Annotated in this window: 9 protein-coding genes; 1 reads left to right on the forward strand and 8 read right to left on the reverse strand. The window is 39.8% G+C overall.

What is annotated here, in order from left to right; translation table 11 throughout:
* Positions 1–5: 5 nt before the first annotated feature.
* From rbbA to I3B46_RS11345, 3 genes are all read right to left on the reverse strand, one after another.
* On the reverse strand, positions 6–2,762 hold the full coding sequence (gene rbbA, locus I3B46_RS11335; protein WP_014658323.1) for a ribosome-associated ATPase/putative transporter RbbA: 2,757 nt from the start codon (positions 2,760–2,762) through the stop codon (positions 6–8).
* Positions 2,759–3,829, reverse strand: coding sequence for an HlyD family secretion protein (locus tag I3B46_RS11340; RefSeq protein ID WP_004919603.1), 1,071 nt, complete (start codon positions 3,827–3,829; stop codon positions 2,759–2,761). Before I3B46_RS11340 ends, rbbA begins: the two co-directional genes overlap by 4 nt.
* 385 nt (positions 3,830–4,214) lie before the next feature.
* Positions 4,215–4,691: a GNAT family N-acetyltransferase gene (locus I3B46_RS11345; protein WP_036940170.1), complete on the reverse strand. Its 477-nt coding sequence runs from the start codon at positions 4,689–4,691 to the stop codon at positions 4,215–4,217.
* 392 nt (positions 4,692–5,083) lie between these two features.
* Between I3B46_RS11345 and I3B46_RS11350 the strand changes: the two genes are divergently transcribed.
* Entirely contained in the window at positions 5,084–6,829 is a 1,746-nt protein-coding gene (locus I3B46_RS11350; protein ID WP_104873471.1) for an ABC-F family ATP-binding cassette domain-containing protein, read from the forward strand.
* Positions 6,830–7,046: 217 nt separating this feature from the next.
* On the opposite strand, the gene I3B46_RS11355 is transcribed toward I3B46_RS11350, so the two are convergent.
* The 5 genes from I3B46_RS11355 to I3B46_RS11375 form a co-directional block, all read right to left on the reverse strand.
* The gene (locus I3B46_RS11355; RefSeq protein WP_004919597.1) at positions 7,047–7,256 is read right to left on the reverse strand and encodes a hypothetical protein; all 210 of its coding nucleotides are present in this window, start codon (positions 7,254–7,256) and stop codon (positions 7,047–7,049) included.
* A complete protein-coding gene (locus I3B46_RS11360; RefSeq protein WP_004919595.1) occupies positions 7,249–7,800 on the reverse strand; it encodes a PadR family transcriptional regulator in 552 nt (183 codons plus the stop codon). The genes I3B46_RS11355 and I3B46_RS11360 overlap by 8 nt, the downstream gene beginning before the upstream one ends.
* A 242-nt stretch (positions 7,801–8,042) precedes the next feature.
* On the reverse strand, positions 8,043–9,191 hold the full coding sequence (gene tyrP, locus I3B46_RS11365; protein ID WP_306463368.1) for a tyrosine transporter TyrP: 1,149 nt from the start codon (positions 9,189–9,191) through the stop codon (positions 8,043–8,045).
* An 82-nt stretch (positions 9,192–9,273) separates the two neighbouring features.
* The gene (locus tag I3B46_RS11370) at positions 9,274–11,214 is read right to left on the reverse strand and encodes a pyridoxal phosphate-dependent decarboxylase family protein (protein WP_014658320.1); all 1,941 of its coding nucleotides are present in this window, start codon (positions 11,212–11,214) and stop codon (positions 9,274–9,276) included.
* Positions 11,215–11,616: 402 nt separating this feature from the next.
* Positions 11,617–12,627 carry an NAD(P)H-quinone oxidoreductase gene (locus I3B46_RS11375; protein ID WP_104873469.1) on the reverse strand — a complete coding sequence of 337 codons (1,011 nt, stop codon included), beginning with the start codon at positions 12,625–12,627 and terminating at the stop codon, positions 11,617–11,619.
* Between the last annotated feature and the right edge of the window lie 308 nt (positions 12,628–12,935).

Raw genomic sequence — 12,935 nt, forward strand, 5'->3', positions numbered from 1 at the left:
ATCAGTTAGGACTCCTGTTTTTTCAGGAAAATAACACTGAGGCCTATCACGATAGGGATAGTAATCAATAGCGGAATAAATGACGCTTGCAAATCAAACAAGTTCAGTCCTTTAGAGAAAGTACCGCGTGTTATTGTCAAAAAGTGCGATGTTGGATAAACCATACCAACCCAACGACCAATCCCTTCAAGTGAAGAGACAGGGTCAATCATGCCTGAAAATTGAGTAGCCGGGATCAGTGTAATAATTGCGGTACCAAAAATAGCGGCGATTTGACTCTTCATAAAGCAAGAGATCAGCAAGCCCATTCCTGTTGCGATAGTAATATAGAGAAAAGCTGCAAGTGTTAAGGTCAGAAAACTCCCTTTAAAGCTAACGCCAAAAACAAATACACTCAACGCGCAGAGCATCACAAAGTTAAACATGCCTAATAAAATATAAGGAAGCTGTTTACCTAATAAAAACTCCAATTTGGTGATCGGGGTTACATAAAGGTTAATCATTGATCCTAGCTCTTTTTCGCGAACCACACTGAGTGCACTTAACATCGCTGGGATCATCATCAGCAACAGAGGAATCACTGCGGGAACAATCGCAGGTAAACTTTTTACATCGGGGTTATAGCGATAACGGGTTTGAATGTCGATGACAGGCATTCCCGCCACACCAACAGGTTGCTTAGCAGCCATGGTGCTTAACCAAGCGAGATGCATCGCTTGTACATAACCACGAACAGTTTCAGCACGATTAGGCATTGCGCCATCAACCCATACGCCAATTTTCACCGCATGCCCTTTTGCTACATCACGCGCAAAATTAGGGGGAATTTCAATGGCGACAGATACTTTACCGCTACGCAGCGCGGTTTCCAGTTCATCATAATCCTTAATGGGAGGCTGCTCGATAAAATAGCGAGAGCCTGCCAAATTTAGGGTATAACCTTGGCTTAAACCTGTCTGGTCACGGTCAAGTACTGCAAAACGTAAATTTTCCACATCCATACTGATCCCATAGCCCATGATAAACATGAGGATCACCGTACCCAGTAGTGCGAGTGTCGAACGTACTGGGTCGCGCCGTAACTCCATCCCTTCCCGAATACTATAACTAAATAATCGACGGAAACTGAAACGGCTTTTCAGCGCTTCATCCGTCTGTTTTTTAAGCTCAGGGTCAACATGAAATTCAGGGGCTGTATCCTTGGTCGCTCCGGCTTCTCCCACAGCATCTTGTAGATAGGCGATAAAAGTAGCTTCCAGCGTGTCTAATCCGCGCTTTTTGATCAGATTATCAGGAGTATCACAATCAAGTACCTTCCCTGCATGCATCAAGGAAATACGGTCACAGCGCTCCGCTTCATTCATAAAGTGGGTAGAAATAAAAATAGTGACACCGTCACGCCTTGAAAGGTCAACCATTAAATTCCAGAACATGTCTCGCGCCACAGGGTCTACCCCTGATGTAGGCTCATCAAGGATCAACATTTCGGGGCGATGAATAACGGCAACGGCTAGCGATAAGCGTTGACGAATACCTAACGGTAAATCATCGGGCATCGTATCTCGCACATCATCTAAATCAAAACGCTGGCACATCTCATCAATGCGCTGCTTAATTTGATCTTCCGCGATATGAAATAGCTTAGCGTGCAAAACTAAGTTTTGTTCGACACTCAATTCGCTATAGAGGGAAAATGCTTGTGACATATAACCAACGCGTTTGCGCGTTTCAATATCTTTTGGGTCAATTTCTTGCCCAAATAACCATGCTTGCCCTTCGCTCGCTTGCAATAGCCCAGTCAACATCTTCATCGTTGTGGACTTACCGCATCCGTTAGATCCCAAAAAGCCAAATATTTCACCTTTCGGTATTTTAAAATTAACATGGTCGACCGCCACAAATTGACCAAAACGCATGGTTAGATCTTGCGCTTCAATCGCTATCACATCATCGTCTGAGGTATCACGAGGCGGGATAACCACTTTTTTATGACCGCTACGCTTCTCTTCTGGCAGTAACGCAATAAATGCAGCTTCAAGATCATCGCACTGTGTTTGTGCTTTCAGTTCAGAGGCATGTCCTGTTGCCATGACCTTGCCATCATCCATCGCAACCAGCCAATCAAAACGCTCCGCTTCTTCCATATAAGCAGTGGCCACCAACACACTCATATTGGTTTGTCGTTCGCGAATACGTTCGATCAAATCCCAAAATTGTGCCCGTGACAATGGGTCAACCCCTGTGGTTGGTTCATCAAGGATCAGTAAATCAGGGTCATGAATTAGCGCACAACAAAGCCCCAGTTTCTGTTTCATCCCCCCTGAAAGCTTCCCTGCGGGCCTATCTTTGAATGGAGCCAACCCCGTGCTTTCGAGTAAATCGTCGATACGATACTGGCGCTCTTCTTTGGATTGCCCAAATAGACGCCCAAAGAAATCGACGTTTTCATAGACTGAAAGCGTGTGGTATAAGTTTTTCCCTAATCCTTGGGGCATATAAGCAATTTTAGGGCAGACTTCTCGGCGATGTTCTTTATCTGCCATATCACCGCCAAGAACGATAACTTTCCCTTGCTGGATCTCTCTTGCACCGGCAATCAATGAAATTAGGCTTGATTTCCCCACACCATCAGGGCCAATTAAACCAACCATTTTCCTTGCTGGAATTGATAAAGTAATGTCATCCAACGCACAATTATCACCGTAATGTTGGCTGACATGGCTTAAATCTACTATCACATCATCCATCAAATTATGGGTCATTGTGGTAATCTCACCTCAAGGTCAGTTGGCCATTGGGCATTAGGATCTAAACGAACATAAGCTTTGCCAGGTAAACCAGTTTTGACATATTCGAGGTTCTTTTCCAGTAGCTCTGGTGAAATTCGTGCGCGAACACGGAACATTAATTTCAAACGTTCGTTTTGCGTTTCAACGGTTTTTGGTGTGAATTGTGCAACACTGGCAACGAAAGTCGCTTTCGCAGGTATCACAATATTAGGGGCTGCATCTAAGACAATATGCACATCACTGCCTAATGCCACTTTTCCAGCATCTTCTGTAGGTAAAAAGAAGGTCATATAAACATCGCTGAGGTCAACCATATTTAATACTCGACCACCGGCCCCTAATACTTCACCAGGTTCAGCAACACGGTATTGAATACGACCGTTACGCGGCGCTTTAAGCACACTATCATCTAAATCAGCAATAATACGTCTTTCAGTTGCAGTCGCTGCATCAACGCGCGTTTTTGCTTGAACAACGCCCGCTTTTGCAGAATCAATTGCCGCAAGAGAGGCTGCAACCTGAGCTTTAGCCGCTTGCAGCGCGGCTTTTGCGCCTTGTACCTGTGCGGTGTCATCATCAACCTGTTGTTGAGAAACCGCTTTGGTTCTTACTAATGCACGAGAACGGTTAAGTCGTTTCTGTGCCGCATCAAGTTCTGCTTCACGTTGACGAACAACCGCTTGTGCGGCTAACTTTTCACTTTCACGTTGCACTAAACCTGATTCTGCTGTTGATACATTACTAATTGCTTGACGTAATTGAGCTTGTACTTCGTGAAGCTGTTCTTGCAGTGCTCTGGTATCCATTTTGGCAAGAACCTGACCTTCCTTGACAAAATCACCTTCTCTCACCGTAATAGTATCGATCCGCCCTGCCGTTTTGGTTGCAATATCAATTTCGGTTGCTTCTATACGACCATTACTTTGAGCGAAACCTGCGGGTAAACTGCTAGAATTCATACTCCAATAATAAAAACCACCTGCTGCAATAATTAAAATAATAGCGACATAAAAAATGATCTTTCGTTTATTTATTTTCATACCATCCCTTCTCTTTTCTTTATGTGAAAGAAAATAGCTAATTTTTAATTCAATTGTTTAGTATTGCCCATCTTATTTAGTCACACTAAAAAATAATAAAACCAAGAAAATAAAAACTGACTAACGCACATTTTCAACTTAACATCTCAATACAATATTCCTTTTTAGATTAAGTTACTTGCCTGTTCTCTATCCCTTTAATTTAATTCTATTTTATCCCTTTTAACCTTAAGTAAAATAGCACATATATCACAAAATACCATATTCAAAAGTTAAAAAGAGTTTATTGGCACTTATTGCTTAAGATTTATTAAAAAACAAAAAAATAATGCTAACAAAAAAGTTTGTTAGCATTATTTTGTTATAAAATTAACTTATTAGGTATTTAACTTATAAATTCAGCAATTGTTTGTTCATCCATACGGTAACGAACCCATTCATCTTGGGGTTTAGCACCAATACTTTTATAAAAATCAATTGCAGGTTGATTCCAGTCTAAAACACTCCATTCCAAACGCTGGCATTTCCTTTCACTGGCAATCATTGCAATATGCTTTAATAATTTTTTACCCGCACCCGCTCCTCGATAATCAGGGGAAACATATAAATCTTCCAAGTAGATCCCATTATTACCTAACCAAGTCGAGTAACTAGAAAAAAAGACCGCATAACCAGCAGGTTTACCGTCCACATAGCAAATTAAAGCCTCTGTATTTGAATTTTCACCAAATAATGAGTTTTCTATATCGGTGACAGATGCTTTAACTTCATGACGTGCTTTTTCATATTCCGCTAATTCGATGATCATATCTAAAATCAAAGCGGCATCTTTAATTGTGGCTGGTTTTATTTCTACATTCATTTTGGCGTTTCCTATATGTTTACATCTTGATTTTACTCCAAAATTATTACTCACCACAGCCACTAGCAGTTTTATTCATGACACTTTTAATGCCATTAGAATCATTTATAACAATACCTAAACACAATACATCATTGCGATTGATAGAAAGTTGCTAGGTTTGTTATGATAGCGATATTGTTCAACACTAGAAAAAAGGAGGCTTATTATGATGTTGTGTGATCTTATTGACTATTCACACTTCTTTGGTAATCGCCAAAGCTCAGGCTTTCACAGTTATATACTGCGATAACCCTGCCTGAGCGAAGCTCCCAAAAGATACCTTCCTCAGCTTACTGGGTTGTCGTCCTGACTATACCCTGGCATTGTCATGCCTAAAAATTGAGTAAGCTATGAGCACTTTATTATCTGTAAAATCATTAAATTATGATACTTCTACAACCTCTTTATTGAGTGATATTACCTTCACGCTACAAAGTGGCGGTCGTATTGGTCTGATTGGACATAACGGAAGTGGCAAAAGTACATTATTGAAGCTTTTGACTGGTCAGTTATCACCTAACAGTGGCAGTATTACTTATGCAAATCAGTGTGTAACCGCTTATATTGAACAGCACCTACCCGAAGAGGTAGCGCATTTGAGTTTAATTGATGCAGTTATGCAGCAACTCCCTGCTCAAGAGCGTCTTTCTGAGCGTTGGCGAGCGGAAGTTTTACTGACTGATTTAGGGTTCACTGAGAAACAATGGGCACAAAAAGCCAATCAAATTAGTGGCGGGCAGCATACCCGATTACTTTTAGGTAGAGCATTAATTCAACAACCCGATCTGATGCTATTGGATGAGCCAAGTAACCATCTTGACCTTCCCACATTGATTTGGTTAGGTAACTTTTTGCAAAACTGGAAAGGCAGCTTCGTTTTAGTTTCTCACGATCAAAATCTGCTTGATAAAGTGACTAACTGCACATGGATATTGCGAGATAAAACGCTACATTTCTTCCGGCTCCCATGCTCATCTGCACGTCATGCACTGAGCCAAAAAGATGTCGCTGATGAAAAACGCCATCAAGCGGAGCAAAAGGAGATTGATCGCATTGCGGTAAGTGCCAAACGTTTAGCTATATGGGGTCAAGTTTATGATAACGAAGACCTTTCTCGTAAAGCAAAACAGATGGAAAAACATATCGATAGACTCAAGGAGGCGCAAACTGAGCTGACTGAAGGCTATCAATGGAAATTAGCGCTAAATGGCAAATCGATCCCCGCAGATAGAGTCCTTGAATTAGATCATGCCAACATTAAGACTCCCGATGAGAAATTGCTTTTCACAACAGGTTTTCATCAAGTCAAAAGTGGTGATCGTATTGCCATTATTGGTGCCAATGGCTGCGGTAAATCCACTTTATTACGTTTATTGTGGCAACGTTTTAAAGCAGATGAACGATACAGTGAGCAATTAAAGTTTCATCCATCGATTAATGCGGGTTATTACGACCAGCAACTTGAGCAACTCAATGATAATGACAGTTTATCTGATGCTTTACGGCCTTTTGCTAATTTAGTCGATGAACAACGCAAAATGGCATTGATTGGTGCAGGTTTTCCTTATACTCGCCACCAACAAAAAGTGGCAACACTCAGTGGCGGCGAACGAGCACGGTTGTTATTTATTGGCTTGAGCTTGGCGCAATATGAGCTAGTGATGCTAGATGAACCCACCAACCACCTTGATCTTGAAGGTAAAGAAGCACTGAGTGAGCAAATATCACAATTTGCAGGCGCTTTGCTGGTGGTTAGCCATGATAAATGGTTAATTGAAACGAGTTGCCAGCGTTTTTGGTATATCAATAATAATCGATTAGAGGAGTATCTTGACGTCGAGGAGGTTTACCAACAAATCGAGCAACAATCGCATATTCAAAATAACAGCGTAATTAACGAAAAAGTAGCTTCACCCCATATAGACGAAGCCGCTTCTCAATCGACTGTTTATGAAGATGAATTGTTGGAAAAGTTATTGTTACTTGAAGATAAATTACACGCAGATAGGCAACGTAAATTAGCTCATCAAAAACCACTGCTTCAACAACAGTGGATCGATGAAATAGAAAAAATACAGGCGCTACTCAACCTGTAATTAAATCAATCCCCTAATAGCCAAGGTTATTAGGGGATTACATGATAATTATGTAATCCATAAACAGCGTTTTACTATGACCGTTCATTAAGAACAGAAAAATGTTTTGGTAAAATAGGTCTATTTTTTATTTTCATGGCCTTTTTCCACTAAAATAGCGAATTAAAGTGCAAAAAGTTTTACCATGAATAATAAATCAGCAAAATAACCTATTTTATTATTTAGTACGCTGGCGTTTAGCTCGTTTAAAATAAGATGTCGGTACTTTTGGGCAAACAACCTCTTTAAATTTTTTATCTAATGCAGCCTCTGGTTTTACCTCGGCCGATTCCGTACTTTCGTTAGATGGTATATTAGGTGATGTCTTTACGTTATCTTTCATATATGAAGACTCTTTTGCCTGAATAATATCATTGGTTTTAGCCATGTTCGTGCCCTTCTACTGTCAATACCGAGTTGACTTGTTCAATACGTTCAACAGCACTGTTGATAATTTCAACAACTCGCATTGATTGTTCCTTAGTCAATTCCTGCAAAACAATGTTGTGTCGCAGCAATGATTTAAATCTATCAACAGCAAGCTCTATTTCTTTGGCAAATTGGTTGCCAGCCGTAAGCTCTTGTGCATAACTGAGTTTTAGCTGAACTTCCGCTAAAATATCAGCTTTCAATAATAGAAAACATTTTCCTTCAGGTGTCAGCGAATAACACTTACGCCCTTTTCCTTGTTCCTTATACGCGGTGATCAGCCCCAACTCTTCTAGTAATGTTAATGTTGGATAAATCACACCAGGGCTTGGGCAGTAAAAACCCGCCGTTTCCTGCCCTATCTTTTTTATCAATTCATAACCATAGTTTGACCCATCAGCCAAGAGATGCAGAATGTAGACACGCAACTGTTTTGGGTTAAACATACGGCTTAAGCTTTTACCATCACAAAGGCACGGTTCCGCTTGTTGTTCATTATTCATTAATACTCTCAGAACCCCTTTAGGTCTTAAAAACCGATATATCTAATATAATAGTGGATTTTTTGAAGATTACCAGTTTAGATATATCTGTTTTTTGCATAAAATGCTAATGATAATTATTCTTATTGAGGTACTAATAAAATGCCATCGATAAAAAAGCATTAGCAATGATCGACGTGAAATAAAAAAAGCCAATCCGTTGAGTCCGTGATTGGCTTTATTGATTTGAATGAAAAGGTCAATTACCCTACGTTTGGCAGTATTTTGAAGGCAATTGCCAATTGAACACCGATCACCACAATACCACACAAGAACACGATAAATAGTGCAGGTGTGCCACCGGTAACTTGATATTTACGCTTATTACACAATCTTGATTTAAATGCCATCGCGCTAGGTAACAATAGTGCAAGAATAGATAATGCAATCGCCGCAAAACCTAATGCCATGACAAATCCTTTCGGATAAAACAGCGCAAAGACTAATGGTGGCAAGAAAGTTAATAATCCTGTTTGCAGGCGGCCCTCCATATTATCTTGGCGCTTAAATAAATCCGCTAAGAAATCAAATAGCCCTAAAGCAACACCGAGAAACGAGGTGGCGAGCGCTAAACTCATAAACATCTGAGCAATAAACTGGGTTCTTTCCGACATCACAACATTGCGGATAGCATCCAGTAAGCCATTTAATCCTGAATTTTCTGCAAGAATGCCGACAAAGGTTGTAGGGTTAATGCTACCTAACGTAGCAATCTGCCATAAAATATAGGCAACTAATGGGATAGCACTACCGATAATAAATATTATCCGTAATTTTTTCACATCACCGCCCATATATTTCACAACACTTGGCACACTGCCATGGAAACCAAATGAGGTAAAAAACACAGGAATAGCCGAGAGGATCAAGACTTTCTCTGTTGGTGCAGACAATAAATTTTGCTGCTCAACATGTGGCATCATTAATACTAAGATAATGACTAGAAAAACAATTTTTGCTGCGAATAAAATACGGTTAATAAAATCAACGGATGATGTTCCAAAGCACACAACACCACCACCAATCACCGTAAAAATAACAATCCCCATCCAATCAGCCATCTCAATAGCAAAACTGCTTTTTAAGTTGGAGGTAATAATTTCCCCTGCACCACTAACATAAGCCGCCGTTAGTGCGTACATCAGGAACATCATACTAAAACCGGTAATAAATTTACCGCCTGAGCCTAAGTAGCGCTGAGCAACAGAGCCGATACCCGTTTCTGAGGACTCATGTTGATAGACTTCGACAAGTAATAATGCGGTGTAACACATCAATGCCCAAAGCACGAACAACATTGCTAAACTTATCGTGGAGCCATTACCTGCTGCCGCTATCGGCATTGCAAGCATACCAGCACCAATCGTAGTGCCAGCAACAATAAAAATACTGCCAAGTGTGCGATTTTTCATATTGAGATCCTAGCCAAGAAGTTTATAGCGTTATTTTTTGTTTTGAATGATTTAATTTATTTTCTTCATCTATAAGCTGTTGCAACTTGCCTTCAAAGATATTTTTCAACTCTTGCCAAAAATCGGTGAAATGCTGCTTATCCCGTAAGCAATGTGTCATGATCGCGGCTCTTAATACATATAATGACTGAGTCTTATCCCACTCTTGATCACTAAAGCCAGCCTCACGACAGAAATTTCGTGGATTATCACCGTACTCTTCCGAGGTTAAGGATGTTGAGGAAGTTAAAAAGTCATTCGTATAAGAGCGGCCTGCGGCATATGAGCACAACTCATAAAGGCGCTTATTCAGTTGATTCTGCTTTTCTAATGATTGATTACCGACTTCCTTAAACATGAAGTTGACCATGTGGAAATCAGGCGATGGCAGCGCAATAATTTCGAATTTTCTATCTTCGATTTCAAATGCCTCACAGGTATTGATACTTTCAATGATCCAATTCGCTGTGGTTATTCCTGCTGCTATCACTTTTCCGTAACCGAGAATATTTAGCGGAACTAACCGATGGGCCGCCCAGACCGCCGCCGCCGTGGCTCCAGCTTTTGACCCTTCCATGATTGAAGAGCCTAATAATACGTTTTGTTGCTTTTCTGCTTTACGCCCTTTTTCTGCAACTTCTTCAAACACATAAGCGGCATGATAAGAAATGAGATCAACAATACGTTTATCCTTCATGCAGATTGCTCCTGCCGCATAAGGAATAAAGCCCACTTTATGAGGATCAACCGTAATAGAGTCCGCTTCTTGTAATGCCTTGAAGCTTTGATAAACCTCTGGCTTTGGCCAAACAACATCGGAGGGGAAAATACCTTCCTGATGGTAACGTTTAATCAAAACATCATAATCAAGGAATTGATTATTCTCATCACGGAACATGGCACAGGCATAGCCTGCATAAGCGGCATCGATATGAATATAAAACGAGACACCAAAACGCGCTTCGCACTCTCTGCGCAATTCAATCAGTTTTGCGACATTATCAATCGCGCCCGTTTCCGTTGTTCCTACAACAGCTACTACGGCTAAAATAGGCTCACCTTGTTCAATCAATGAAAACACAATTTGTCTCATTTGCTCAGTATCAGTGCGATAACTGGCATCGACGGGGAGCTGTACGATATTTTGTTGTCCTAACCCCAAAATATCCATCGCTTTCATCCAAGAGTAATGTTTAGATTGCGGGACTAATAGCTTACCTAATTTCCCTTGTTCTACCCCTTCACCACGACAAGTCATTTCTCTGACTTCTTCAAATAATCCTTGTTTCTTTAAATCATCGATAAGATCTAAAACAGCAGAGGTCGGCATATTCAGCAACGCTTTCTCACTATCCTCTTTTAGTAATTGTCGAGCCTGAGGATGCTTAGCTATTGCCAAAGGTAACGTTTTAATATTTCGAGCAACCCACAACCCCTCATAATTAGCGACAGTGCCGCCTGAAGTAATATGCCCCCATGACTGATTAGTGTCATAACCAAACATTGCACACAGGTCTAACCCTGCTTCTAGCTCGAGTACTGTTGTGGTGGGGGAAGACTCTTGGGCACAGTTATTTGGGTTGTACATCATTGCCATAACGTACGCGAGATTCGATATCATTAAGGTATCCGCGTTCATGTGGCCCATATAACGAGGAGAAAACCATGGGATTGATGTTGTTTTTAACTTAGAAGAGAGTTGATTTAAAATACCTTCTGTTCGATATAAAGTATCCCTATATTCCGGTGCATAACGATCGACCGTTGTCACATATTCAGGGTCTTCTGGGTGGTAGCCTGAACGCCAATGCATATGTTCCGTTACCGCATATTCCATCATCTCTCTGAAAAATACTGCATTTTCAGATTTCGGTCCTAGAAATAAAGCATCTACATTCATTTTTGAGTTATTAAAATTTGTCATTATCACTACACCTTTAAATCATGCCCATGCTTTTAATGGCATATTTGATTTAAGTAACTACTATCATTGGAAAGTGATATAACGGATGCATATCTTTAAAAGACAACAATATATTAATGATCTTGTTATCTTTATTATCTTTGGGTTATTTATTGATAGGCAAGCCGTTAATGTGCCAACTTAGCTATAGGTATAATCCATAATTGTTAAAATATTAATAAACTCGTATTTATTTCAATCGGATTTGTGCGCAGGAACAAAATTTCGAAAATTAGTCTGCTGTAAAGAGATATTTACGCTAAAACCACTTGAAAATGTAAACAATTTGTTATAAATGAGCAAGCCAATGGGTCATGAAAAAATTAAATCTTCATGACTCAATAAATCTCAATAGGAAAATAATTATTTGTTAATTAACACTATTTTTCCGTAAAGATCGCCAGATTCCATATGGCGATGAGCATCAGCCACTTGGTCTAACGGATAGGTTTTGTTAATAAAAGGTTTTAATTCACCTTTTTGCAACATCCCCCAAACGTGCTGCTTTAACTCTGCGGCGATGCTGGATTTTTCGGCAACGGTACGTGAACGCATGGTTGACCCTGTGTGAATCAAACGTTTAATCATTAAAGGCATTAAATTGAGGCTCTTAGGGTTACCTTTCATCATTCCTATTTGAATGATCCGCCCGAATTTTGCAGCGACTTGATAATTTTTATCCACATAATCACCACCAACAATATCAACAACCATATCAACCCCTTGAGAACGCGTGTAATAAAGAGTGTGTTGAACAAAATCATCGTTTCGGTAATTAATTATACAGTCCGCCCCTAATGATTTTGCGACTTCTACCTTTTCTGCTGAGCCGACTGTTGTGATCACCGTGGCACCAAATGCTTTTGCTAACATGATAGCAACGGATCCAATACCGGATGTTCCACCATGAATGAGCACTGTTTCACCCTTTTTCAATTTACCAATCTGAAAAACATTCGCCCAAACAGTAAAAAAGTTTTCAGGTATAGCCGCTCCCTCAACAAATGATAAGTGACCTAATGGTAATGCAATATCTTGATGTACCAGACAATATTCGGCGTAACCACCTCCAGCAACTAACGCACAAATATTATCTCCAATCTGCCATTGTTGAACATCGTCTGCTTTTGCAACAATGGTTCCTGCGACTTCAAGCCCTAAAATAGGTGAGGCATCTGGAGGTGGCGGATAAGCCCCCATACGTTGAAGAACATCAGGGCGATTAACACCAGCAGCCTCAACTTTAACCAATAAATAACCCTCTGATAGTACGGGCAATGGTTGTTCAATTATTTGCAGTTTTTCTGCTCCACCGTGCTCCGCGATATTTATTACTTTCATCGTATTGGGAATATTTAATGGATTATTTACCATTTGATGCTCCTCTGAAGTTTTCATTTTTAAGTCGAATATTGCATTATTGTTTAAATATTATAACTAATGTTAATTTTTAAATTTATCAAAATATATCTTTTAAATAGATATTTAATAGATAACCCCTTTTATCTATTAAAGAATTTTTTACTTAACTTAATGGTTATTTAAGTTAAATAAGGAATATCATGATGTTATAATGAACTATGTAATTTGATTAACTACTTTGTTTTTATACGCTTTTCTATTTGAGATACTTCTGTTTTATATTTCTACTTATCAGTTGCATTATCTTATGTTAAAATTGA

Origin of the sequence: Providencia sp. 2.29, assembly GCF_015832305.1 — a bacterium.
In the GTDB taxonomy this organism is placed as follows: Bacteria; Pseudomonadota; Gammaproteobacteria; order Enterobacterales; family Enterobacteriaceae; genus Providencia; species Providencia stuartii.

Bases quoted from the DNA above. Each gene is read 5' to 3' on its own strand.
- rbbA (WP_014658323.1), bottom strand. From the start codon at position 2,762: ATGACCCATAATTTGATGGATGATGTGATAGTAGATTTAAGCCATGTC.
- I3B46_RS11340 (WP_004919603.1), bottom strand. From the start codon at position 3,829: ATGAAAATAAATAAACGAAAGATCATTTTTTATGTCGCTATTATTTTA.
- I3B46_RS11345 (WP_036940170.1), bottom strand. From the start codon at position 4,691: ATGAATGTAGAAATAAAACCAGCCACAATTAAAGATGCCGCTTTGATT.
- I3B46_RS11350 (WP_104873471.1), top strand. From the start codon at position 5,084: ATGAGCACTTTATTATCTGTAAAATCATTAAATTATGATACTTCTACA.
- I3B46_RS11355 (WP_004919597.1), bottom strand. From the start codon at position 7,256: ATGGCTAAAACCAATGATATTATTCAGGCAAAAGAGTCTTCATATATG.
- I3B46_RS11360 (WP_004919595.1), bottom strand. From the start codon at position 7,800: ATGAATAATGAACAACAAGCGGAACCGTGCCTTTGTGATGGTAAAAGC.
- tyrP (WP_306463368.1), bottom strand. From the start codon at position 9,191: ATGCTTGCAATGCCGATAGCGGCAGCAGGTAATGGCTCCACGATAAGT.
- I3B46_RS11370 (WP_014658320.1), bottom strand. From the start codon at position 11,214: ATGACAAATTTTAATAACTCAAAAATGAATGTAGATGCTTTATTTCTA.
- I3B46_RS11375 (WP_104873469.1), bottom strand. From the start codon at position 12,627: ATGGTAAATAATCCATTAAATATTCCCAATACGATGAAAGTAATAAAT.